This window comes from Marinomonas ostreistagni (assembly GCF_016461785.1).
Taxonomy (GTDB): Bacteria; Pseudomonadota; Gammaproteobacteria; order Pseudomonadales; family Marinomonadaceae; genus Marinomonas; species Marinomonas ostreistagni_A.
On sequence record NZ_JAEMUH010000002.1, the window covers coordinates 238,628 to 264,221 of the forward strand.

The following is a 25,594-nucleotide window of genomic DNA, read 5'->3' on the forward strand; positions in this document are numbered from 1 at the left end:
TGCATTAATCTTCGTCTCTTTGAGCAATGTACCTGTTTAACCATACCCCAGCTTCTTTAAACGCTAGAGCATCGATATAGTGTTTCATACCTGATAGGTTCTCTTTACTCAGGGGATCATGTAAACCATAAAGCTCCTCATAGAGCGCTAATGCCTTCATATTCGAATGTTCAAGCCAATCTTTTAATTGTATTAGCTCAGCCTTTGTTACAGTGCGTGCCGTATTATCTTGTGAAACCTTGTTTGACTGTTGAGAATGTTGATTCAAATATTCATTGATCTGGCGAACCGTCTCAGGGTGGCAAGCTTTTAGTGCCGTTAGTAATTCTTCATAATTTTCTAATATACCTTGTTTTAATTGTGTCTCTAACGCTTTAGCGATTTCAGACAAATGATCAGCACCGACTGTAGCGCTCGCACCTTTCAATGTATGCGCCTGAACCGTCATTTGCTTTAACGTTTCATGGTCTACAGAGCTCTTAAAGCCATCTAATAAATTTTCAGATTCTTGTAAAAACGCCTCTAATGCCGCGCAATAGATATCAGGAATATTACCTAAACGCGCTAACGCTTGCTCCGAGTCAAGCACTTCAGCTTCTGCGGGAGCACAACTTCTTATTCCCTCTTCTGAGGCCTGAGTATCAGTAAATAGCAATTGAGCATCCAAGCTGTCTTGCTCCTTGCTTGATGTATATTTCAAGATAGTTCGAATGAGGTTTGTACTATTGAATGGTTTTGCAACATGGTCATTCATTCCTGACGTTAGTGCCTCTTTACGGTCAGATGCCATGGCATTAGCGGTCATTGCAATAATAGGCAACTGGCAAACATCATATCTCTGACGAATTTGACGAGTCGCTTCGTAACCATCAAGTACAGGCATTTGTATATCCATCAAAACAAGGTCATAGCTGCCATTTTTTTCATCTATGACACGAATCGCTTCTTGCCCATTGACCGCAAGATCAACTGAAGCACCTTCGGCTTCTAAAATTTCACGAGCAACCAGTTGGTTGATAGCATTGTCTTCTACCAACAAAAGTTTTAAGCCCGTTAATCGAGACATGCTAGAAGTGATATTTAAACTTTCTTTTAAAGAAATGAGTTTATGCTCGGTGATTCTATCCACCAACATTGAAGCCGTCAGCGGCTTTTGTATGACATCGTCAATAATCCCTTTATCAGAACATAAGGCTCTTATATCCCGATCATTACCGTAGGCTGTCACAATAAACAACTTCCCAGTAAAGATATTTGAACCAAGTGAGCGAATCTTAACTGCTGTCTCATGCCCTCTCATGCTAGGCATATCCCAATCCATTAATATCACATCGAAATAGAGATTTTGTTTTGCTCTTTCAGCCAGTAGATCTAATGCCTCAAATCCGCTTTGAGCCGTTTCTGCATGCCAATGTAATCCCTCTATCATATGCTGGCTAGCTTCTCGTGCTTCAGGTAAATCATCTACTATTAAGACATTTAAACTTTGAGTCTCAGGTAAAAACACCTTCTCATCAAAACTGGTTTGATAGGGAATCACAACAGAAAAAGTTGAGCCTTGCCCCTCTACACTTTCAAAGAAGAATTGACCGTTCATCAACTCAACAAGCTTTTTAGAGATAATCAGCCCTAGCCCCGTGCCGCCAAACTCTCTTACCGTGGACATCTCAGCTTGACTGAAAGCTTCTAGGATTTTGCCTTGGTTTTCTTTAGCGATGCCTATGCCAGTATCGAGAACATCCACACGAAGACATTGCTCATCTTTTAATGCCGTAAATTTCACTTGAACCATTCCTTCATAAGTAAATTTAATGGCATTTCCAGCTAAGTTAACAATGATTTGCTGTAGTCGTAGAGAATCTAAACTGATGAAGGCAGGCAATTGGGGATCAATGTCTATGATTAACTCTAGTGGTTTTGAACCAATATTCGCCATCAAGACGGTTGATACATTTTCTGCCAGATCGTGAACACTAAAGGGATGAGGATCAATATCTAACTTCCCAGCTTCCACTTTTGAAAAGTCCAAAATATCATTCAAAATATGCAGTAAAGACTTCGCTGCCCCATCTGACTTCAATACATAATCTGTTTGCTTCTCATTAAGTGGAGTTTTCTTAAGCAGTTCTAATAGGCCAATTATCGCATTCATCGGGGTGCGAATTTCATGGCTCATGTTTGCCACAAACTCTGACTTGGTTTTATTCGCTAGATCAGACGCATTCTTGGCGTCTTTTAAAGCCTGCTCATAACGGACTTGCTCACTAATATCTCTATTAATACCAATCAACTTAATGGCATTATTATGCGCACTTTTTTCAATGGTAGCAGTGGCTTGAATCGACTTCCGAGTTCCCTTTCCAGAGATGATCTTAAAGGTTATTTCTGGATCACCGCCCTCTTGAGCAAATCTTTCAAAGTGCTCTGCTGCCCTGTCACGATCGTCTTCTACTAACATTGCTAACCATTGCGAGAAATCAACTGTAGAACCAGAAGGCAAATCATACACATCGTACATTTTGTCATTCCAAGTTATTTCTCCACTGCTTGGCTCCCAGCTCCAAATACCAATATCAGCAATGTCTGATGCGAGGGATAGTTGCTCTTTCAGTGCTTCAAGTTTTTGCCGACTTGCCACCAGTTCAGAAATATCCGTCGCCATACCAAGGAACCCCACTAACGAGTGTTGCTCGTCGTACATGGCCGTCACCGATAAATATACCGATACCGGCTCTCCAGACTTGGTAACATACGTCCATTGATGCTCATTTTTCATGCCTCTGAGTGATTTGATAACAAAAACGTCAAAGCCTGGTTCAATCACTTCACCCAACTCATTTGCAAAAAGCTTGGCCCTTTCAGCCACCTCTGATTCAAGATGAAACTCTTTTGGTGTTAACTTACCAATCATTTCTGAAGCGGAATATCCCAGCATTTTCTCAGCGGCAGGATTAAACACTGTAATGACCCCATCAGGGTCCGTCGCAATCACAGCATGAGCTGCATTATTTAAGATACCGGCCTGAAGAGCATAGGTGTTTTGTAGTTCTTTTGTACGCTCTTCAATTTGTTGCTCTAACTGGTGATTGAATTCCTCAAGCTGGTGCTCTAAGGCTTTCTGCTCTGTAATATCCCGAATATTCTTGGAAACACCAACTATCTGATTTTCTTCATTCCTAATAGGTGAAGCCGAAATTGAAACCGATAAATCCACCCCAGACCTAGTTCTACGAACGGTTTCCAAGATATTGACTTTTTTACCTAGTAACAAATCTTGCCGGATTTGCTCCTCTTCCGCTTTGGTCGAATCATTTCTAAACACATCATGAGTATATTCTCCAACGACCTCTTCTTTTGTATAACCGAACATCTTGCTTGCGCTAGGATTCCACTCCTTAATACGACCGTCCATAGAGATAGTTAAAATAGCATCTTGACTGCCATCGACGATGGCACTGGTTTGGGCTTTTTCTATATTGAGTGCATTTTGATTCTGAACGTTTTTTCGATAACCAAGAAAGAACAATACAAATATCAATGCTCCTATGAGAAACATCATTAAAGAATAGACAGTATTCAACGCTGCTTCTATTTTGAGGCTATCAATAGGATGAAAAAGCCGGACTGTAATCGAATTCTTACCTTTAACTAATGGAATTTCTTCATTTTCAAGAAGGCCCATTTTCATACCTTGTGGCGTCATAATCTGCACAACATTAAAGCCACCAACACTCTCACTTGATTCAACTGCCCAAGCACTGTTTAAGTCTTGCTCAAATAAAAATGTTTTAGTCGGATCCGGATGTGAAATAAATTGATCATCTTCATTGGTAATGAATAACTCAGAACCTAAACCTACGGCATAACGCATACGTTCAAATATTGAACTCACATCAGCATTGACAATAATAAAACCAAATAGCTCTCCGGAATCAGAATAAACCTGAATGGCTACCCTCATAGTGGGAATATGGGGAACTTGTATCTCGCCAAATTCACGGTTTAATGTGATGCTGGAAATGTAAATCCCACTGAAACTTGGATTGGTTATATCGTGGTAATAATCTCTATCCCCTTTTTCTTGGAGCTTTGTTTCAGGGGTCTTAAAAATGCCTGACGCCGATTTATCAACCCGAACTAACTCAAGGCCATTATTTGCCAAGCCTATATAACGAATTTGGTAAACATGCTCATGGGATGCAGCATAACTTTTAAATATATCCCCTAAACGCTGCTTCCAAATTACGTCCGAACTTTGATCCTTTGGGTCAATACCCGCATTCTCACCAGCTCTAATGATTCCCTGAATGGGCGGAACCGATAACATAAATTGAAGGTCATTCACTAACTCATTAATTTCTGTACTGAAAATCTGGTTTTGTTCAATTAGATCCGCCTGCAGTGCCTGATCTCTTTGCGAAATTAAACGCGAATATTGTAGCGAGTACATCCAATAAGTACTGATACAGATAAATAGGATCACTATTAAAGAAACCAAAAACCACTTATGGTAAATCTTCATGAACCGCATTCCCTATGTATTTGTAAAATTTGTTAACTTTCTTATGGTTAGCATGGACAAATTTAAAATGTAGTCTAAAAATTTAGATAGTGAAAACATTAAGCACTTGGCAGCTCAAATGAGCCCCATGTAAGAACAGTGACTAAGGTCGTTTTTCTTATCGCAACACTGACTTGTATGATGGGTTCCTAAGGACTGCTTTTTTAGATTCGCTCATTTTCAAGGAAGGCTGTATGTTTGGTAACGCTAAAAAAACACCCTCTTTACTGATCGTTGATGACTCTCCAGCCATTCTGAAATTGCTGCATGAGGCTACCAAGGATTTAGGAGACGTATTTTTTGCAACCAATGGTAAAGATGCGATTTCTGTGGCGAAAACCAAAGTACCGGATGTCATCCTATTAGATATCGAAATGCCAGACCTTGATGGATATGAGGTATTTCGAACGATCAAAGCCATACCTGAATTACAAGATGTTTCTATCCTATTTGTTACGGGTCATGACGGGCAAGAGCACGAACTTAAAACACTTGAACTAGGCGGCGTAGATTACATACAAAAGCCGATCAATATAGCGGTTACCCGTGCTCGAGTAAAAAATCAGCTAACTCTTCGACAGCAACACTTACACATCAAAAAAAATAACCATGAAATGGCCCTTCTGATCAAGTCACTACCTGCATTTGTTGCTTACTGGGACGTTCATGGACGCAACGTCTTTTGTAATGATGTAGAGGGTTTGTGGTTTGGCGTACCTGCCGCGCAAATGATTGGAAAACATCTCTCTGCAGTGTTGCCAGGTCCTGCCTTTGAAGAAGCAAGTCAACTCATATCAGGCTCTACTCAAGCTGAAGAACAATCTATCGATATCGTCTGTCGTGATGATGAGTTCTCTCGTTTTGGACAACTTAAAATTGTTCCTCATACAGAGGGCACACTTGAAAACGGCTACCTGATGTTAATTCATGACATTACCAGTCGCAAAAAAGCCGAACAGTCTTTGATTGATGAAAAAGAGCGTATTCGCATCACTCTTAACTCAATAGGCGATGCCGTCATTGCCACGGACACCCATGGCATCATCACTTTTCTAAATCCGATCGCTGAAAATATGACCGGATGGAGCTTGGATAAAGCGATAGGAGAGCCGATCGAAACCGTGATGCCATTGATCGATAGCGAATCGGGGGAATGTATGCAGAACCCTATTCGAGTCGCACTCGCAGAAGAACGAGTCGTTGGTATGGCTCTTAACTGCGCCCTAGGTACAACGGTATCCAATGCAATCGCAGTTGAAGACTCAGCTGCGCCAATCCTAAGTCATGATGGACAAATATCAGGGGCCATTATTGTTTTCCATGATGTCAGTGAAGCTCGTGCTATGGCAATTAAAATGACGCATTTAGCACAACACGACTCATTAACTAACTTACCCAACCGTTTGCTACTGCGAGACCGAGCACAGCAATCTATCAAACTACATGAGACGACAAATCAGAAACTAGCAATGGTGATGGTAGATTTGGATGACTTTAAAGCGGTCAACGAAGTGGTCGGCCATGAAGTTGGGGATATGGTGCTGCAACAAGTGGCTTACGAATTGAAGAAGAAATTAAAACTAGAAGGCAACCTATTTCGCCCAGGTGGGGATGAGTTTCTTATTTTACTTTCCAATTTATCCAGCAGTATTCAAGTGACACGGTTTATCAACAAGCTTATGTCGATTTTCCAAAGCAAATGGGAAGCTCATGGCAAAACCTTCAAAATTACCGTAAGTGTTGGCGTCTCAGTGTACCCTGAGGACAGTCTAGACCTTGATGAACTCTATCGGCACTCGGAATCCGCACTTTTTTCAGCAAAGGCAGCCGGTAAGAATCAATTTAAGTTTTACAATCAGAAGTTGGAAAAAAAGCTTATTTTGAAACAGCAGCTTGAGCAATCACTCCATTCGGACACTGACCACCAGCAATTTGAAGTGCACTATCAACCTAAAATCAACATCCATACTGGTCACATTATTGGCGTCGAAGCACTTGTTCGTTGGCGTAATAGCGATGGTGAATTAATTCCCCCCAGTGATTTTATACCGCTTTGTGAAGAGTCTGGATTGATCATCCCGCTTGGCGAATACGTTCTAACGAAGTCCTGTGAACAAGCTGTTTTATGGCGCGAAATGGGAATAGAAATCGTCATGGCTGTAAATGTATCTATCATACAATTTGAAGACCCTCAGTTTCTAAATTCACTCGTGCGCATCCTCGAAACATCAGGAATATCTCCAAACATGTTAGAGCTTGAGCTTACCGAAAGCGTTCTGGCAAAAGATATCAATTATGCCCGAGCATTGATTGAGAGAATTCGTGATCTAGGTATTAAAGTAGCGCTTGATGACTTCGGTACTGGGTATTCGAGTCTCGCCTATATCAACGGCTTCCCACTGGATGTACTGAAGATTGATCAGAGTTTTGTTCGCAACATGTTACGAAGCAAAACCGATCAAACGATTATTGCTGCCATTATTCAAATGGCAAATGGCCTTAACTTAAAGCTTGTCGCCGAAGGTGTTGAAACACAAGAACATGCGGATGAGTTAAAAGAAATGGGCTGTACGATTATGCAGGGGTTCTTTTTTAGCAAGCCTATACCCGCCAAACAAGTAACAGCTCAACTGCAAAGCGAAATACTTACCGCAGCACTCGATTAATACCTTCAATCACTGATTCACATGTCTAACTTCATAGCAATAATCAAGTAATGGTCATGATGAATACCCTAACGATATCAGCGTGAACTTAAGCGAGTATTTTCATTTCAGTTAAAGAGATACGAACCATTAAGTCAAAAAACCTGAATCCTAATATCGCCCAAAGCAAAATAGTCAAATCGACTGCTTTTTAAACAGATACCAGACGAATATATTGGATACATTTTTATTGTTTATATAAATACGACATATTTTTTCAAAAAGTGGTAACTAACTCTAAAATTTATGCTAGATTTGGCCTCCCTATATCCACAATTTTTACTAACTATAATAAGGAACCTCCTATGACAGCGACTTATGTTGTTGGTGTTGATGGTAGCGATGCGAGTCATCGTGCTCTTGCCTTCGCGAAACGCCAAGCTTCACTAGTAGGTGATGGCTGTGCCCTACTACTTGTATGTGTAGTGGAATGGTCCCCCTACAAGTTCCAGACACACGAAGAAAACGCTCGCCGAAACAAGCAAAAACAAGAGGAAATCAAAATCGCCACAGAACGTGTGATTGAGCCTCTTTTGAAAGAATTAGCTGCCGAAGGTCTTACCGCTGAAGGTAAAGTAGTTCACGGTAAAGCTGCAACAGCCTTAAATAACGCTGCCGTTGAAGCAAATGCAGAGCAGATTTTTGTTGCTCGCTCTGCTGATCACGGTTTGAGCGCTCGCGTATTCGGTAGTGTAACCGCTCAACTTGTGATGAGTGCGAATGTCCCAGTGACAGTTGTAAGCTAATAAAAGGTTTTCTCTAATGTTTAAGAATTATATTCAAGCGGCTTTGTTTGCGCTGCTTACCCTTGGCAGCTCCGCTTTATTTGCAAGCGAAGGCTTAGACCAAACCGTTAACGCAATTTTTGCTTCGTCTACAGGCTGGTTTGTTAGCCTAATCTTCGCTCCAATTCCAGGAACCTCTTTCCCTTGGATTGTTCTTTGGCTAGTTGTTGGTGCCAGTGTATTTACGCTGTACTTCGGCTTTGTTCAATTCCGATCAATTGGCCACTCTATTTCACTAGTGAAAGGTGATTACTCCAACCCTAATGACGCGGGTGAGGTGAGTCATTTCCAAGCTTTAACCACGGCCCTTTCTGGTACGGTTGGTCTTGGTAACATCGCAGGTGTTGCTGTAGCGATTGGTATTGGTGGTCCAGGTGCAATCTTCTGGATGATCCTTGCGGGTCTTCTAGGTATGGCATCTAAGTTTACCGAGTGTACCCTTGCAGTAAAATACCGTAATGAATACAAAGATGGCAGTGTATCGGGTGGTCCGATGTACTACATCACCAAAGGCTTCGCTGAGCGCGGCATCCCTGGAGGCAAAATTCTAGCAGCCCTATTTGCTGTATTCTGTATTCTAGGCGCTCTAGGTGGCGGCAACATGTTCCAAGCAAACCAAGCACATGCTCAACTTTCTGGCGTGTTTGGTGACTACCCAGGCTGGGTAACAGGTCTTATTTTTGCTGGTATTGTATTCGCTGTAATCGTAGGTGGCATTAAATCTATTGCAAACGTTACCGAAAAAGTGGTGCCTTTCATGGCTGTACTTTACGTTGGTACAGCTATCGTCATCCTAGCGCTGAATGCAGACAAAATTGGCTGGGCATTTGGCCAAATCTTCGAAGGTGCATTCACAGGTCTAGGTGTTGCCGGCGGTATGGTTGGCGCATTGATCCAAGGCTTTAAACGTGCCGCGTTCTCTAACGAGGCAGGTGTCGGTTCTGCGGCGATTGCCCACTCTGCAGTGCAAACAAAAGAGCCAATCACGGAAGGTTTTGTTTCTTTACTTGAACCGTTCATTGATACCGTTGTCATTTGTACAATGACGGCCCTTGTTATCATCATCACGAATCAACTTATGTTTGATGCACAACAAGGCGTATACCTAGTAGGCGATAATGGCCATATTCAAACGATCGGTGATGCATCTGGCGTTGCCTTGACCTCAGCAGCATTTGGCTCCGCTGTAGGTTGGTTCCCATACCTGCTAGTGATCGCTGTGGTACTGTTCGCTTTCTCAACCATGTTGAGCTGGTCTTACTACGGTCTTAAAGCTTGGACTTACTTATTCGGGGAAGGCAAAAATACTGAACTAGCATTTAAACTGCTGTTCTGTGTATTTGTTGTTATTGGTGCAGCGGCTAACTTAGGTCCAGTTATCGACTTCTCTGATGCAGCGATCTTCGCTATGGCTGTTGTTAACATCATCGGTCTGTACTTCTTGATGCCTATCGTTAAGCGCGAATTGATTTCTTACAACGCTCGTCTTAAGAGCGGTGAAATAAAGAAAACAAAATAGCTCTAAACGTTGTTCGTTAAAAAAATGCCCAGCTGATGCTGGGCATTTTTTTAGAAGCCTCTATGATTCATTATGTTGGAAATCCAACCTGTTGCTTTCTGCTCTAACGCGGAGAACACACCTAAGCCAATTCTCTCGGTTAGCCCTTTTGTTTCCCTGTATGACACCTGTAACACGTCATAATCTGCATAGAACTGTTCTAGGTACGCGTCACTGGTCATCACTGAATCAGCAAGCTTGTTTTCAATAGCCTCTGATCCATACCATGTTTCCCCCGTGGCAATGGACTCGATGTCTAACACTGGACGATTTGTTGAAACAAAGCGCTTAAACAACTCATGAGTATCTTCCAGATCTTGTTTAAACTTTTCTCGCCCTTCATCGGTATTTTCGCCAAGCATAGTCAATGTGCGCTTGTACTTACCTGCTGTATGAAGCTCAACATCGATGGTATTACGCTCCAATAAACGGTGAATGTTCGGGACTTGTGCGACCACACCAATAGAGCCCAAGATCGCAAACGGAGCAGCCACGATCTTGTCCGCCACACAAGCCATCATGTAACCGCCGCTGGCTGCGACTTTGTCCACTGTGACCGTCAGTGGGATACCTTTATCCTTAATACGTTGTAATTGCGAAGCAGCCAAACCATAACCATGCACCACACCACCAGGACTTTCTAGGCGCACAACCACCTCATCCTTAGCAGTCGCGACACTTAAAATTGCAGTAATTTCCTCACGCATGGAATGAACAGCGGAAGCTTTCATATCACCATCAAAGTCTATAACGTAAACACGCTTTTTCTCTGCCTGATCGACTTTCTTCTCGTCTTTCTTTTGCTTTTTAAGGATTTTTTGTTGTTGCTTAAGAGCCTTCTTATCAAACAGCTGTTTGCTAAGCTCTGTCTTCATGGCCTGATAGCCTTCATTTAATTTGCTAACCGAAAGACTGCCACCTTTACGCTGTTTATTTTTACCACTGGCAACCACTGATAAGATCAGCAAAATGATCAATGCAATGCTCAATAAACGAATCAAAAAACCAGCATAATCTGCTAAAAACTCCAAGTTAAACTCCTAACTTTGTGTATTGTTCTTACTTTTCAGGAAACATAATAGAGTCAGTTCCTCATATCACAATAGATAATTACCTCTTCGTTGATTTTTCCTATCGCTCTTTCCATTACATTTGCTTAATATTTCCACAGTGAAACACGCTAACGACAAAAATAAAGGAGCACACTTGGATGAAAGCCACGCTATCCCAAGCTTTTGGCAATAACTTTTTAGGGTCTTCCCCGCTTTGGTATAAACAGGCCATTATCGCATTTTTAATTTTAAACCCGATTGTCTTAATGTCTTTGGGGCCATTTATAACCGGTTGGCTTTTAATCGTTGAATTTATTTTTACGTTAGCCATGGCCCTCAAGTGCTACCCCCTTCAGCCTGGAGGTTTACTTGCCATTGAAGCTATTTTGCTTGGCCTCACCAGCAGTGAAGGTGTTTACCATGAGGTAGAAGGAAATATTGAGGTCATTCTGTTGTTGATGTTCATGGTAGCGGGCATCTACTTCATGAAGGATATGTTGCTCTTTATCTTCAATCGGCTGCTGATAAAAATTCGCTCTAAAGTACTTATTTCATTAGTTTTCAGCTTCGCTGCTGCCGTTCTTTCTGCTTTTTTAGATGCGTTAACGGTAACAGCCGTTTTAATAAGTGTTAGTGTCGGTTTCTACTCGGTCTACCACAAAGTGGCTTCTGACCAATCCAGCAATACCTCACATGATCACAGTGGTGATGATTTAATATTGCCGGTGAATCAAGAAGATTTAGGCAAGTTTCGCGCGTTTCTTCGCAGTCTTTTAATGCACGGTGCTGTCGGCACAGCATTAGGTGGTGTGTGTACTCTTGTGGGTGAACCGCAAAACTTATTAATCGCACATGTCGTTGGCTGGGATTTCATCGAGTTTTTCATTCGTGTTGCGCCGGTTTCCATGCCAGTACTAGCAGCAGGTTTGGTAACGGTCATCGTGTTAGAAAAAACTCAATGGTTTGATTACGGCGCTAAACTGCCGGAAAACGTTCGAAATATTTTAAAGAACTTCGCCGATGAAGAGTCCGCAAAGAGTACAGCAAAACATCGAGCACAACTGATTGTTCAAGGACTAGTTGCGATCATTTTGGTACTTTCTCTTGCATTTCACGTTGCCGAAGTTGGTCTAGTAGGCCTCATGATTATTGTCTTATTAACGTCATTTAACGGCATTACGGAAGAACATCGAATAGGTCACGCATTTGAAGAGGCACTACCTTTTACTGCACTCTTAGTGGTTTTTTTCAGTGTTGTTTCAGTCATTCATGCTCAGCATCTATTTCAACCATTTATTGATATGGTTCTGCATTTGCCTCATGACATACAACCCATTATGTTCTTTATTGCTAACGGTTTACTGTCAGCCATCAGTGATAACGTATTTGTTGCTACAGTTTACATAGGTGAAATCAAGGCGGCTTTTGATGCAGGTATCATAGATCGAGATCACTTTGACTTACTCGCTATTGCAGTGAATACAGGGACCAACTTACCAAGTGTGGCCACGCCCAATGGACAGGCTGCGTTTTTGTTTCTACTGACATCAGCCATTGCCCCTTTGCTGCGCCTTTCTTATGGCAAAATGGTTTGGATGGCATTGCCCTACACTATTGTCTTATCCATTGTTGGTGGTGTGTGTGTGAGTCTATTAGGCACTTCCTAACATTTTGGAATACAAAAAAAAACGGCAAGCTAAAAAGCTTGCCGTTTTTATAAAGCAGTAGAACTTAGGGTTCGTTTTGGCTCAGTTCAGGGTTTTCTAATTTTCGCCATAAAGAGAGACCTGACTTTTTATCAATCAAATCGAGACGCTCATTATGGGCTTCTAATTCCGAATCACTTGCCTTAAGCACGTTTAATCGCGGTCTGTCTGAAGAAAGCCTTCTAATAGCATAACGATCTTCGTCACCTTCATCACCATCACCGCCGAATCCCCCCATACTTATTTGCCCACCTGTCATGAGCAAATACACATCTGCTAAGATCTCAGAGTCAAGCAAAGCGCCATGCAGTTCACGATGTGAGTTATCAATACCATAACGGCGACACAAAGCATCTAGGTTATTCTTCTGCCCGGGGTGTTTTCGACGTGCGTACACTAAGCTATCAAACACCTTGCAGACATCGGCCACATTTGGAAAGCCACCCAGCATAGAGAATTCATGATCAATGAAGCCCACATCGAAGGGCGCATTATGGATAATTAACTCCGCACCCTCGATAAACTCTAGAAACTCTTTTGCTACGTCAGCAAACTTAGGTTTGTCTGCCAAGAACTCGTTACTGATGCCGTGGACATTGAAAGCTTCTTCTTCCACTTCACGTTCAGGGTTGATGTAAACGTGAAAATGTCGATTAGTGAGCTTACGCCCCACCATCTCAACACAACCAATCTCGATGATTCGGTGGCCTTGTTTCGGGTCAATACCAGTTGTTTCCGTATCAAGTACAACTTGTCTCATGTGCGCGCTCTCAACTCTTCAATACCTTGGTTAGCTAATTGGTCGGCAATTTCATTACCCTCAATGCCGGCATGCCCTTTCACCCAATGCCATTCTACCTGATGCTTTTGGCACATCTCATCCAACTGCTGCCATAGATCCTGATTCTTAACCGGCTGCTTTGAAGCGGTTTTCCAGCCCTTGCGCTTCCATCCAGCTAACCACTCAGTGATCCCTTTCTGAACATAAGAAGAGTCTGTATATAGATCCACTTTACAGGGCTCTCGCAATGCCTTTAAACCTTCAATTGCTCCCAACAACTCCATGCGATTATTGGTTGTGTCGTGTTCTCCACCACACAATCGCTTTTCATGTTGACCAAATGTTAACCACGCGCCCCAACCGCCTATGCCAGGATTACCTTTGCAAGCACCGTCGGTGTATAGCGTTACTTCTTTCATGTGACTACTTGATCTCTTTTATCGTTGGCTTTGTCAGAGGCGGAACACGAACCTTGGCCGTTTTCCAGCGAGGCTTCAGTGGAATGTATCGACGAGTCTGCTTGGTTGCAGTCATGATATACACTCCACCTAAAGGAAGTTTAAGTGCTCTGGTCGAACGACCGATCCAGTCCAAACGCTGACGCCAGTTATTGGATTTAAGCGGCATATCGTAATCAATAAACTCAATGTTTTCGAGCGTTAATCCTGCGACTTTTAACCAATCATCTAATCTTCGATGAGAAATAAAACGTGCAGCCCAAGGTGCCCTTACTCGCTTACTGAAATATCGTCTAACGCCCCAATAGCCGATTGGATTAAAACCGATAATAATCAGTTTTCCACTGGGTAGTAATGTTCGTGCGACTTCATGCAAGTCTCTATGTGGGTTCTCTGACAAATCTAAAGTGTGGTGCAATACCACTGCATCAATTCCATCAGATTCAAGAGGCAATTCACTCATTCGAGCGACAACCGTTCGTTGACTGGCCCCCAATTCCAACACTGGAGAAAGGGATATCGTTTCACGTATACGATGATTATGAAACGTCAAATGACGTAATGGAGACTGTTGAACTAGATAGTAGCCCACCATGTTATCAAGAGCTTGCTCAACAAAATCATGCTCTTCATTAAGTAAACGCTGGCCTAGCTCGGTTTCGTACCAATCTTGGAATAATTGTCTTGATTGGTTATCCAACATACAATGCTCTCTTCTTAAACGGTCAGACAGTCATGGATTTATCATGGGGTCTTTCTTTCATTATTAAAACATAACGTTGGGCGTATGACATTTTTTCCCTTAGCCGCATTCAATGACAATTACATTTGGATCACTCTCGATACAGCGAAAAAAAGCATATGGGCAGTCGACCCAGGTGATGCAAAGGTTGTACTAGATTACTGCCACTCCCAAAAGGTTACACTTGAAGGGATACTAGTTACCCATCACCACAAGGATCACACAGGCGGCATCCAGGAACTTGTGCAACATTTTGAATGCCCAGTTTATGGACCAGAGTCACTTGCTCCACACCTGGTGTCAAAACCAATCAGACAAGGCGAAGAAATATTGGTTCATGGAACAGCGTTTTTAGTTCTAGAAACACCAGGGCACACATTGGACCACTTGTGTTATTTTGCAGAGCCTTCCACTTCAAAGCAGCTTTTGCTTTGTGGTGACACGCTTTTCCGCGGTGGTTGTGGTCGATTGTTTGAAGGAAGTCCAGCTCAAATGTTGTCGTCTATGATGAAGTTACGCTCATTACCGCCAGAAACATTGGTTTATGGAACACATGAATACACCCTATCTAATTATCGTTTTGCCCTAGCAATTGACCCTAACAACTCAGCTCTAATAGAGGCTGATAAAACGGCAACTGCGTTACGTGACAACGAAACCCCGACTCTGCCTTCAACCATCGCTTTAGAGCAGCAAACTAACCCGTTTATGCGTTTTGATCGTGAAGAGGTTGTAGCGGGAGCTGCTGCGCTATTAAATGAACCAATGGCAATGGACACAATTAATAGCTTTGCACAAATCCGAAGAGCAAAAGATGGCTTTTAGTTGACCTAACCAAAGCAATCCTTAGAATGCTGGCAAAATGAAAACTTAATGTGAGCAGAATGACAAAAAACTTACTCATCGCCCTATTAGCGGGCAGTATCCTGACCGGGTGTCAGTCCATGACACAAAAGCCAGCAGATATTGCCGAAATTGACGCTGAGAATGAAGCCATTGGCGCCCCTGAAGCCGACGCAAACGAGGTCGACTTTATTGATACAGTCAAGCCTGTTCGCCCTGATGACGCAAAAGTAATTGCCAAGGTAAAACAAGACATTGACCCTGCGGACCTTCCACCAGAAGACCTATGGGATCGTATTCGTGCTGGCTACCAATTCAATTTAGATGTTGACCAGCCGCGTTTGAAATCGCAAATTCGCTGGTTTAGCACTCATTTGTCTTATCTGGACAGAGTGTCAAAACGCGGTGAACGCTATTTATATTACATTGTTGAAGAGTTAGAGAAAGAAGGCCTGCCATTAGAAATTGCGCTTCTTCCTATTGTTGAAAGTGGTTTTGACCCATTTGGCTACAGTCATGGTCGTGCCTCAGGACCATGGCAGTTTATCCCTTCTACGGGACATATCTACGGCCTAGAGCAAACGTGGTGGATCGATGGTCGACGAGATATCCAGTTATCAACTCAAGCCGCCATCGCTTACCTGAAACGCCTGCATAACATGTTTGATGGAGATTGGCTTCATGCACTCGCATCCTACAACTCTGGTGAGGGCACCGTTATGCGTGCCATTCGCAAGAACAAGAAAGCAGGGAAACCTACAGATTTTTGGTCTTTAGACCTGCCAGCAGAAACTCGAGCTTATGTACCTAAGCTAATGGCTCTGGCCACCATCATGAAAAACCCTGAGCGCTACAACTATGAAACGCATTTTATTGCCAATCAACCATATTTCGAAGAAGTAAACATTGGTGGTCAAATGGATCTCGCTCAAGCCGCGGATATGGCAGAAGTGAGTATTGATGAAATCTATTTATTGAATCCAGCGTTTAATCAATGGGCGACTTCTCCTGATGGCCCTCACAAACTGCTAGTTCCTATTGATTCGGCTGATACATTTAGAACGAAACTTGCAACATTGCCCCCTAAAGAACGTGTTACATGGATTAGATATACGGTTCAAGCAGGCGACAATTTAGGAGCCGTTGCACGCGACCATAATACTACTGTGGCTGTCTTGCAGGATATCAATAAGATTTCCTCCAGTTTAATACGCGTTGGTCAGCAACTCATGATCCCTGTTGCAGGTCAAAGTGCTGCTAACTACACACTTAGTTCTCATCAACGATTATTAGCGAAACAATCTCGCTCTCCAAGTAGCAGTCGAGTAAAAGTAAATTACACAGTAGAAAGTGGTGACAGCTTGTGGAGCATCGCTAAGAAATACAACACTGACACGAAAACGCTAGCGCGCTGGAACAGTATGGGATTAGCAGATCCGTTGTTCCCAGGCAAAAAGCTTGTAGTATGGATGAAACCAGAAACAAGTAGCTCAAAAAGCAGTTCTCGATCCGTTGTTAAACGAGTGGTATATACCATTCGTTCCGGCGATTCATTAGCGGTTGTTGCGAATAAGTTTAATGTCCGCGTCAGTGATATCCGTAAATGGAACCCAAAAGTGGGTAGCCAAAAGTATGTCCAACCTGGCGACAAAGTTACACTGCTTGTGAATGTAGTCGGTGGTTAGCACTTTCACCCGATAAAAAAAGAGGCGCTCTCACATGGGAACGCCTCTTTTTTTGATTTCTAAATTCTATTTATCGAGAAAAATAGAACTTATTCGTAGCGGCAAAGGTAAGCTGTTGTTTCTGACACTTTTACGCCGAATTTTTGATTTGCTTCAACGATAAAGGTTTCACCTTTAACAAATGTTTTCCACTCAGATTCGCCAGGCAATAGAACCGTCAAAGAACCCGAAACAACCGTCATGTATTCGCGCTGAGAAGTACCGAACTCGTAATCACCGATGTTCATTACACCTACGGTAGACGTCCCCTCTGCATTGTTTAGGGCAATGGATTTAACGGCGTCATCAAAATAACTATTTACTTGTAGAGACATAAAACACTCACTGTGGTCAAACACGGCCAGTTATCTAGCCAACATAAAACAGCTATAAATTAGCTGTCGTTCATTTCTTCAATAATCCATTCTTTGAACGCTGCCATAGCTGGCGTCAGCGCACGTTTTTTCTCAAATACCAAATAGAACGAGCGATTGGTATCCAGTTGTTTATCAAATAGAACTTGCAATTGACCTGAATCGATCTCTGGGGAAACTAAGCTAATATCAGCCAGCGCAATGCCTAGCCCTTGAGCGGCGGCCCCAGCGGTAAGAGAACCACTTGAGAACATCAGACCACGTCGAAAGACCTTTGGGTCCAGGTCATTCTGCACTAACCAATCGTTCCATTCATCATTACGTTTACTAACGTGTAATAACGGATAAAAACGCATGTCTTCGGGCTGTTTAATCGGTTGATCAGGCTTGATCATTCTGGGAGAACATACCGGCGCAAGACGAATGGGCCTTAGATAATGAGCTTCAACATCACTCCATTCACCGTTACCGAAGTATACCGCCATATCGATCTCCCCCAGAGAGAAGTCAATAAAGCCCATCGATGATCGGATTTCGATCTCGATGTCAGGATAACGACTTTGGAAACGCTCCATGCGAGGCATCAACCAGCGAGTTAAGAACGAAGGAGCGACTGCAAGCCGCAAAGATCCTGCATGCTGAGCGCTCTTAAGATCGGCGGTCGCTTGCTCTAACTTTTGGAAAATTTGCTTGATCGGTTTTAAGTACGTCTCACCTGCCTCGGTCAACACAACTTTTCTTTTCGTGCGACGAAATAGCTCAATCCCTAAAAAGCTTTCCAGCCCTTTGATCTGATGGCTAATCGCTGAAGGGGTCACGTTAAGCTCTTGAGCAGCTTTGTTAAAGCTGCCATGACGAGCGGCCGATTCAAAACACTTCAACGAATTTAAAGGCGGCAATCTATTAATAATGTGCTCTCCGAGTCAAGCAGCCTCTTGCGAGGCTTTGCAGTATAGTGATCCAAAAACCACTATACATCCTGTTGTGTTTTTTTCTTAGGCAAACGAAATGGCTCGAACCCTTGTTGTGTTTGATCTTGAAAGACAACCTTCTTACGAGCGACAGGTTTCTTTTGGACTTTATTGGCCTTTGGTTTTGGCTTGTTTTTTGGTTTCGCTTGTTTCTGTGGCGCTCGCTTACTCGCGATACCGGTAAACGTTGGCTCCAAGCCTTCTACTTTCGATAGCACAAAGGTGCGTTTTAAAAACTCTTCAACGTCCTTAAAATTAAACCAATCTTTAGGCCCTACCAATGAAATAGCTTCGCCTTTAAACCCAGCTCGGCCCGTACGACCGGTACGGTGTACGAACTCCTCTGCAGGCTTTGGAATATCGAAGTTAAACACATGAGAAACACTTGCAATATCTAGTCCACGTGATGCCAGATCAGTACTTACCAACACGTCAAATTTGCCACGCGCAAAGTCATCCATCACTTTACTACGGGCGCTTTGGCTCATATCGCCATTCAAACTCCCCGTTCGCACATCCCAACTGCCAATAAGTTCCGCCAAACGCACTGTATCACTTTTGGTCGCCGTGAAGATAATTGCTTGCTTAATTGTGAGGGAACGAATGAAGTGCTCTAGTAGTGCCTGCTTATGATCCAAGTGATCACATAAGTAAACATATTGTTTGATATCTTGGTGTTCATCTTGGCTGTGACCAATTGCCACTCGCACTGGCTCATGCAGTAGCTCTTGCGCAATTTCATTCACATCGGTGTTATCAAGTGTCGCAGAGAAAAATAACGTTTGACGACGGCGGTGATTCGCAGCGTTATTGATAGCGCGTAAATCCGCTGCAAAGCCTAAATCTAGCATGCGATCCGCTTCATCTAGGATCAACATTTCTAGGCCTTCTAAAAACACGTTGCGCTGTTTTAGGTGATCCGCCATACGACCCGGTGTTGCGACGACAAAATGTGGGTCTTTTTGGAAGTTTTTATGCTGATCGTTAAAGTTCTCTCCGCCCAGCACCAAAATCGAGCTGAAACGTGTCCCCGCAATTAGCGTTCTAAGAGTAGCGTACACTTGTTTTGCCAACTCGCGCGTCGGTACTAATATCAGAACGCGAGGGTCACGTTTAGCTAAAGCTTTGCGAGTGTATAAACGGTGAACGGCTGGCAACAAATACGCCAACGTTTTCCCTGAGCCTGTCTTGGAAGACGCCAATAAATCTTTACCAGCCATCGCTTCAGGTATCGCACGCTCCTGAATTTCCGTTGCGTGCTCGTAGCCAAAGTGACCAAAAGACTTCATTAATCGGCTATCTAAATCAAACTCAGAAAATAACAATCGCTTCACCTTACAAAGATATATTTCAAAGGCTCATTATAACGTAGCCCATCAAACGACGAACACAGAAATCGTTTATATTTCGTGAAAAGTTCCAATCGTATGGAATTGCCCTGCACTCTTCAGCCGCAAAGTAATACCTTGAGCATGTTCCACCTGCTCAGCTTCTTCAACTAACTGATAGTAAACATTACGATGAAAGTTTGCCCACATATCATGGCGTACTGAAACATAAGGCAGCCAATCACCTTGATATGCTCTCAATTCTATATGGCAATCTTCCCCCAGCGTCAGGACATCATTTGTTTTCGTATAAAAGCGCCAAACGAATTCACCTGCAGTATTGGCTATCTGCTCTGCTCGGACAATTTGAAATGGCACATCCTCCACTTGTATGCGCACCTTTTCAGCAGGCGTTACCAAAAAGTACTCATTCCCTTCACGCCAAAGAATGCGACTAAACAGCGTCACCATTTTTTCACGCTTAATCGCACTTCCTTCATGAATCCATTCACCATTCGCTTTGATGAGTAAATCCATATCGCCACAAAAATCAGGGTGCCAACGTTCCACAGGCGGGTAACCTTCCTCTAGGGTGATGGGGTCTAAATTAATACTCGGCATGGGCTTTCCTCATACAGCAAATTAGCGCCATTCAATTTAACTTCAAAATTATTCACACGCTGATAGCAGATCTTGAATTCGATTCACTGTTAAACTATGCAGCATAAGATGATTACAAGAAGCTAAGCTTCCATAGAGATTATAAAACGAGCCCCCAAATGACTACTGAATTAGCACGTAAATTTGCCGACCCAAATCGTGGGGTCTATTTTATCGGCACAACACCGCCGAAAAACACGATCGACGATGACCAAAAGCTAAATGACATTGGTCAAAAATTACTTGACCGACTAGGCCAAATCGAAGTCGACGGCCTAATTGTTTACGATATACAAGACGAAAGTAGCCGTATTTCGAAACCGCGTCCATTCCCATACATGGAGACTCATGACCCATTAGAATGGTCAAAACGCCTGAACACGTTGGCAATCAAACCTGTGATCACCTACAAAAGCGTCTCTTCACGCAGTGCACAAGAATTCGATAAATGGCTGAACTCTGCTTGGGAAGACTATGGTGTACGCGACATCGTCTTGGTAGGTGCGCCTTCTTCTGAGGGACAAATTGTTCTACCACTAAACCAAGCTTATGAAACACTACAAAAGAATGCCCATGACTTTAACTTGGGTGGCGTAACCATCGCCGAACGCCATGCAGTGAAAGGTGATGAGCACTTACGTTTAATGAACAAATCCATCGCAGGCTGTGATTTCTTTGTTTCGCAAGCCGTTTACAACCCACAAGCGACTGTCGACATGCTGAGCCAATACGCTCGCTCTTGTCGCGACAAGGGAGAAGCACCTAAGCGTGTGATTTTGACTTTCACTCCTTGTGGCAGTGAAAAAACATTGAGCTTTATGGAATGGTTAGGCATTTCTGTGCCTGATGCGACTAAGCACCGTATTCTTGATGCCGAGTCGCCACTTGATGAGTCCATTAAGATTTGTCGCTCTGCTTTGGAGCAGATTATTGAGATTGCTCTGCCTTTGGGCATTCCTCTTGGTCTAAATATTGAGAGCTTAACTAACCGCAAAGAAGAAATTGACGCTTCGATCAACCTCTACAAGCTTTTAAAAGCAACCCTTGATCTAAAGCTTGCTGAACAAAATATCAACTAGCCATCGCCTGCAGCTGAGCAATCACTTGCTCGGTTGCAATATGCTCCATGGCCTTAGGGTCATGTACTCGAGCTGCCCAAGGCAGTTCTGCTACTGGCTTGCCGTACTCTTTCTTAGCACATTCATCATAAACACTGACCACACGATCTAAGTCCACATAAGGCCCTGTACGCCTTGGATTAGAGTGTGCATATAAACCAATCACAGGTGTTCCGACCAGTGTCGCCATGTGTGCAGGTCCGGTATCAGGACTCAACACCCACTTAGCCCCCGCCAGCACCGAGAGCATTTGCGGCAGACTGGTTTGCCCTACTAAATTGATCACGCCATCTGACTCAAGTTGTTGTGCTATTTCCCGCTCCAAAGAACTTGGGCCACCGGTTAGAACGACGGTTTTGCCCTGCTCAGAACACCATTGAATCACCGCCTTGTATCCTGAAACGGTCCAATTACGCTCAGCTTTTGAGGCACATGGATTAATCACAACATAATCGTTAGGGAGCGTTGCAGGCTTTTTAGGCAAGGACAAAGTTAGTGGTAACTCAACCTCTGTAATACCCAACACCGAACTAATAGAAAGAAAGGAATCTAGAACGTGTTCCGACTTAGGCGTCGCGCCATACTCGTTTACAAACCAATGCTGCTTTTCACGTGAGAAGGCTTTATTAAAACCAATACGTCTTTTGGCCCGCACCACCCTACTTAATAAACTAGCACGCATTGACCACTGCAAGTGAAGCAACACATCAAAGGAACTGCCAGACAGCTGTTTTCGCAGTGCCAGCATCCCTTTTACCCCTGTGCGCTTATCAAACACTTTGACGCTAATATTTGGTAGCAAACGAACCAATTGCGCTTCGAGTGGTCCTGTAATCCATGTTATTTCTGCGTTGGGGTACTTCTTTTGTATTGCACTAATAACCGCCATGGCATGGCACACATCGCCAATAGCCGATAAGCGAATCACGGCAATACGTTGAATAGTCTGATCCATTTGCTCCCCTGGGGCTGTTTAAATAGATCAACTATTATAAAATACGCGCCGTTAAAATGGCCCGTAAAACCTGCCATCTCATTCATTTTTTTAGATTATTTACATGCCAAGCATTCATCCAACCGCAAGTAGCGACATTCTATTCATCAGCCCAGGCAACCCGGGAGTCACCAAGGAATGGTTTACCCCTGAATATTGGCAATCTCAAGACAGGCTAACCCATACTGCTGTGGGGAGAGGTACTGTCTGGTTTCTAGACACCCCAGTGGGTCAAACTGTACTTCGCCGTTACCGACGTGGCGGATTCATCGCAAAGTTCAATACGTTTCACTTTTTCACTCAACCTATCGAGCAAACGCGTGCTTACAAAGAACTGGCATTACTTGAAAGATTGCAACAGCTAGGTCTGCCAGCCCCGAAACCTGTAGCCGGTATGATTCGTCGCAATGGTTTGTTTTATCAGGCTTGGTTGATGACACAAGTAATCCCCAATGCCAAAGACCTCTACGAATGCCTCCAACAAACGTCTCTAGAAGATGCTGTTTGGCATCGTATTGGACGCACTATTGCAGAATTCCACCAACATAATGTGTATCACAGCGACTTAAACTGCCATAACATCATGATCGATACGTCGTTTCAGGTTTGGGTAATAGATTTCGACAAGTGCTCCATTCGTAGCGACCAGAAAAGCTGGAAGAAAGAGAATTTAGAACGTTTAAAACGCTCCTTCCTGAAGGAACAGGGCAAACTTGCCCAGTTCCAATTCAGTGATGCCGCATGGCAAGCCTTACTGCAAGGCTATGGTGCTTAACTAGCGGTTTTGTAGTCGATTGTAATCTAAGATGCCGCTGCTCAGTGGCTTCATAGATTGGTTCATACGCGCAATTTTATCGCTGGTCGGCCAAAACTCAGGGCTGGTTCGCCTTACACCATACTGATCTAGCAAAGCGGTATAGCCACGGTCATCACGGATACCGCTAACGGTTTCAACAAATGTCTCTACTTCATCTTCAGAGACTTTTATTAAGACATTAGGGTAATCCCCGACGACACCATAGGCGACAACAAAAGAATCTTCGTTAGGGGCCACGGTTGACTCTTCATCCAGCAGACTGGTGATATTGTAATGTCCTCGGTTATGCACCAAGGTGACCAACTCAGCATCACCATTCGATTGCTCGATCAATATCAAAGACACTTCAGGAAATGGCGCAACAGCTTGTCCTTGAAGTGCTTGCAATGACAACAAGGCATCTTGAGTCTTCACCGCTAATGAGCTTTGTGAAAGCTCATGATCATGGTTCAACACCTTCGCAATATGCTGACGAATGTGATCAAACAGCTCTTCTTTTGGATCATCGGTCTTATAGTCAATGCTCGACTCAATATTCACTTTGAGGAGATCACTGAAGATATAATCTTTAATAGTCTGATCTGTATTGCGATACCAGTACTCTCTGACCGTCTGCCGTTGATCTTTTGGCAGCAACAGTAAGAAGTTCATCTCACCTTCCATACGCAAGAAGTCCATATATAAACGTGTTACTAGCTGGTGACCAACGTTACCAAACACATCAAAACCTGCAACAAGCAAGTAATGAATGCGTTCTAATAATGGGTAATCGATTACCCAAGCTGTTTTGGGAGAAGGACCTATCATGCCCTTTTCAACCGTAGCGTTGTCGAAGTGACGCATCACTGTTAGGGCTGCGTTTTCATTACGACCTTCACCATCCCAAATCATATTAGTAGACATGGTAAGGCCTTTAGTACCAAGTTTTTCAATCAATTTGGCTTTGGATGATAAGTAACTCTTTTGCTTCTCTGAATACGATACCCATGACGTTAAAGGCAGAGCATTACTACTTTGTGATGCAGGTAACGCCAATGAAGAAGCATTTTCTTTTAGGAATGAACTACCGATATTATGTATCTCTAAATCTGGGTTAACAAAGTACACCCAAAACTGCTCATTGATCACGTTTACGGCAACCTGGCCACGACACACCGGACCTTTTATAAACGCCATGATGGTATTTTGCGCGTGATCAAGTAAGAAGCGGTAGCGGCTGTTTGCCGGCAGCTGTGCAAAAGACTGAAATGGGTTACTGGCCACTTCTGGTGCATAACTTGGTAACTCTGTGACATCAAACGACAAGTCGTATAACCAAGCGCTCCAGCGCTGCAATCGTTCTTCATCCATTTTCATAGGGATGAAAGTCTTCTGGACACGGCTCTCAGGGTCTAACCATAGTCGATAAAAGACGCGCTCAACCCCTGGCGCATCATATGGACGACGAGTACTAATACGCTGAATTGGCTCACCCGGTGGCGTGCTTGATCTGACTAATTTATAAGTGAACTGAGCATCGTCATCGAAATACAAGCTGTAAAGGTAGATATGCTCGTAAACATAGCGATTGATCAATCGGGACTTGAGATCATCTCCATTAAACACCGCTTCCCATTTCGACACCTGCTCAGTTATTTCAGGCGGAACATTCACTGGCGCAGACATAGGCGCCCCTTTTACCAACCATCGAGTCAAAATGTCATACTCTTGATCCGTTAGTTCAGGTAAACCGTACGGCATCCCCCAAGTCGGGTGGGAGGCTTCGAAATTAGAATATTCTTCCACTGCTGGACACTCTTGATCACGGTCCAATGAAAAATCGTAATCGTCCGATGGCAGTACAGTATGTTGGAACTCGCCTTGTTCTCGACGCAGGGCAATGGCTCGATATAAGACACTACCTTGCAGATTTGCCGCTGGACTTTGCGATCGTTCGTTTAAAATGGGGTAAAAACCCTTATCACGCCATTCTTGGGCTGTTCGGGCATCTTCAAATAATCGAGTTGGCTCCACGGCCAGCAAACGATCACCCTCATAGACTTTATCCTTACTACCGCCACGTTCAATACCATCTGCGGCAGTGAGTTTAATTTGGCAAGGGGCGTCGTAGCAGGCATGACAGTTGATACAGCGGTTTTCTAAAATGGGCTTAACTTGGTCTTGGTAGAAGTTAACGGGCAACTTCTCTTCTTGAGGCAACCGATTCGCGCTGTTGGCTTTTCCGTAAGCTTCATCCAGATTTTGAGTGGCATATACAGCACACCCAGAAATGGCTAATAGGGCAAAAATACCCAACCAGCGAGAAATCGATTTCATATGTTCGTCCTAGGATTCGTTTGTTACTTATACGTTACAACATTTAAAACAGTTCAATGAGCAATAAAAAAGGGGAAAGTAAACTTTCCCCTTTTAAGATG

At 43.4% G+C, this 25,594-nt stretch carries 19 protein-coding genes; 8 read left to right on the plus strand and 11 right to left on the minus strand.

Annotated elements, in window-relative coordinates; genetic code table 11:
* Nucleotides 1–4: 4 nt before the first annotated feature.
* Nucleotides 5–4,522 carry a response regulator gene (locus JHD44_RS02880; RefSeq protein WP_199460902.1) on the minus strand — a complete coding sequence of 1,506 codons (4,518 nt, stop codon included), beginning with the start codon at nucleotides 4,520–4,522 and terminating at the stop codon, nucleotides 5–7.
* A 233-nt stretch (nucleotides 4,523–4,755) separates the two neighbouring features.
* On the opposite strand from JHD44_RS02880, the gene JHD44_RS02885 reads away from it, so the two are divergent.
* The 3 genes from JHD44_RS02885 (at nucleotide 4,756) to JHD44_RS02895 (ending at nucleotide 9,570) form a co-directional block, all read left to right on the plus strand.
* On the plus strand, nucleotides 4,756–7,227 hold the full coding sequence (locus tag JHD44_RS02885; RefSeq protein ID WP_199460904.1) for an EAL domain-containing protein: 2,472 nt from the start codon (nucleotides 4,756–4,758) through the stop codon (nucleotides 7,225–7,227).
* Between the two features lie 344 nt (nucleotides 7,228–7,571).
* On the plus strand, nucleotides 7,572–8,012 hold the full coding sequence (locus tag JHD44_RS02890) for a universal stress protein (RefSeq protein ID WP_199460906.1): 441 nt from the start codon (nucleotides 7,572–7,574) through the stop codon (nucleotides 8,010–8,012).
* A gap of 16 nt (nucleotides 8,013–8,028) precedes the next feature.
* Nucleotides 8,029–9,570, plus strand: coding sequence for an alanine/glycine:cation symporter family protein (locus JHD44_RS02895; RefSeq protein ID WP_199460908.1), 1,542 nt, complete (start codon nucleotides 8,029–8,031; stop codon nucleotides 9,568–9,570).
* Between the two features lie 50 nt (nucleotides 9,571–9,620).
* Here the strand turns inward: JHD44_RS02895 and sohB are convergent, their stop codons facing one another.
* A complete protein-coding gene (gene sohB / locus JHD44_RS02900) occupies nucleotides 9,621–10,640 on the minus strand; it encodes a protease SohB (RefSeq protein WP_199460909.1) in 1,020 nt (339 codons plus the stop codon).
* A 179-nt stretch (nucleotides 10,641–10,819) separates the two neighbouring features.
* On the opposite strand from sohB, the gene nhaB reads away from it, so the two are divergent.
* Complete coding sequence (gene nhaB / locus JHD44_RS02905) at nucleotides 10,820–12,328, plus strand: sodium/proton antiporter NhaB (protein ID WP_199460912.1); 1,509 nt, start codon at nucleotides 10,820–10,822, stop codon at nucleotides 12,326–12,328.
* A gap of 64 nt (nucleotides 12,329–12,392) precedes the next feature.
* On the opposite strand, the gene dnaQ is transcribed toward nhaB, so the two are convergent.
* The 3 genes from dnaQ to JHD44_RS02920 are packed head-to-tail and all read right to left on the minus strand — an operon-like array spanning nucleotide 12,393 to nucleotide 14,309.
* Complete coding sequence (dnaQ, locus tag JHD44_RS02910) at nucleotides 12,393–13,127, minus strand: DNA polymerase III subunit epsilon (RefSeq protein WP_199460914.1); 735 nt, start codon at nucleotides 13,125–13,127, stop codon at nucleotides 12,393–12,395.
* On the minus strand, nucleotides 13,124–13,567 hold the full coding sequence (gene rnhA, locus JHD44_RS02915; RefSeq protein WP_199460916.1) for a ribonuclease HI: 444 nt from the start codon (nucleotides 13,565–13,567) through the stop codon (nucleotides 13,124–13,126). Before rnhA ends, dnaQ begins: the two co-directional genes overlap by 4 nt.
* Nucleotides 13,568–13,571: 4 nt before the next feature.
* Nucleotides 13,572–14,309 carry a class I SAM-dependent methyltransferase gene (locus tag JHD44_RS02920; protein ID WP_199460918.1) on the minus strand — a complete coding sequence of 246 codons (738 nt, stop codon included), beginning with the start codon at nucleotides 14,307–14,309 and terminating at the stop codon, nucleotides 13,572–13,574.
* An 84-nt stretch (nucleotides 14,310–14,393) separates the two neighbouring features.
* Between JHD44_RS02920 and gloB the strand changes: the two genes are divergently transcribed.
* The gene (gene gloB, locus JHD44_RS02925) at nucleotides 14,394–15,173 is read left to right on the plus strand and encodes a hydroxyacylglutathione hydrolase (RefSeq protein ID WP_199460920.1); all 780 of its coding nucleotides are present in this window, start codon (nucleotides 14,394–14,396) and stop codon (nucleotides 15,171–15,173) included.
* A gap of 59 nt (nucleotides 15,174–15,232) precedes the next feature.
* Nucleotides 15,233–16,876 carry a LysM peptidoglycan-binding domain-containing protein gene (locus tag JHD44_RS02930; RefSeq protein WP_199460922.1) on the plus strand — a complete coding sequence of 548 codons (1,644 nt, stop codon included), beginning with the start codon at nucleotides 15,233–15,235 and terminating at the stop codon, nucleotides 16,874–16,876.
* An 89-nt stretch (nucleotides 16,877–16,965) separates the two neighbouring features.
* Here JHD44_RS02930 and JHD44_RS02935 read toward each other — a convergent pair whose 3' ends face one another.
* The 4 genes from JHD44_RS02935 to JHD44_RS02950 form a co-directional block, all read right to left on the minus strand.
* On the minus strand, nucleotides 16,966–17,250 hold the full coding sequence (locus JHD44_RS02935) for a pyrimidine/purine nucleoside phosphorylase (RefSeq protein WP_199460924.1): 285 nt from the start codon (nucleotides 17,248–17,250) through the stop codon (nucleotides 16,966–16,968).
* Between the two features lie 59 nt (nucleotides 17,251–17,309).
* Nucleotides 17,310–18,188 (minus strand): transcriptional regulator GcvA, encoded by an 879-nt coding sequence (gene gcvA, locus JHD44_RS02940; RefSeq protein ID WP_233401656.1) that lies wholly within the window; start codon nucleotides 18,186–18,188, stop codon nucleotides 17,310–17,312.
* 71 nt (nucleotides 18,189–18,259) lie between these two features.
* Nucleotides 18,260–19,594, minus strand: coding sequence for a DEAD/DEAH box helicase (locus tag JHD44_RS02945; protein WP_325097036.1), 1,335 nt, complete (start codon nucleotides 19,592–19,594; stop codon nucleotides 18,260–18,262).
* Nucleotides 19,595–19,660: 66 nt separating this feature from the next.
* Nucleotides 19,661–20,209 (minus strand): DUF1285 domain-containing protein, encoded by a 549-nt coding sequence (locus JHD44_RS02950; protein ID WP_199460928.1) that lies wholly within the window; start codon nucleotides 20,207–20,209, stop codon nucleotides 19,661–19,663.
* A 158-nt stretch (nucleotides 20,210–20,367) separates the two neighbouring features.
* On the opposite strand from JHD44_RS02950, the gene JHD44_RS02955 reads away from it, so the two are divergent.
* On the plus strand, nucleotides 20,368–21,327 hold the full coding sequence (locus JHD44_RS02955) for a methylenetetrahydrofolate reductase (protein WP_199460930.1): 960 nt from the start codon (nucleotides 20,368–20,370) through the stop codon (nucleotides 21,325–21,327).
* Here the strand turns inward: JHD44_RS02955 and JHD44_RS02960 are convergent.
* Nucleotides 21,320–22,321, minus strand: coding sequence for a glycosyltransferase family 9 protein (locus JHD44_RS02960; RefSeq protein ID WP_199460933.1), 1,002 nt, complete (start codon nucleotides 22,319–22,321; stop codon nucleotides 21,320–21,322). The genes JHD44_RS02955 and JHD44_RS02960 overlap by 8 nt on opposite strands.
* Before the next feature lie 103 nt (nucleotides 22,322–22,424).
* Between JHD44_RS02960 and JHD44_RS02965 the strand changes: the two genes are divergently transcribed.
* Nucleotides 22,425–23,135, plus strand: a complete 711-nt coding sequence (locus JHD44_RS02965; RefSeq protein WP_199460935.1) for a 3-deoxy-D-manno-octulosonic acid kinase — start codon at nucleotides 22,425–22,427, stop codon at nucleotides 23,133–23,135.
* Here JHD44_RS02965 and JHD44_RS02970 read toward each other — a convergent pair whose 3' ends face one another.
* On the minus strand, nucleotides 23,136–25,493 hold the full coding sequence (locus tag JHD44_RS02970) for a fatty acid cis/trans isomerase (RefSeq protein WP_233401658.1): 2,358 nt from the start codon (nucleotides 25,491–25,493) through the stop codon (nucleotides 23,136–23,138).
* Between the last annotated feature and the right edge of the window lie 101 nt (nucleotides 25,494–25,594).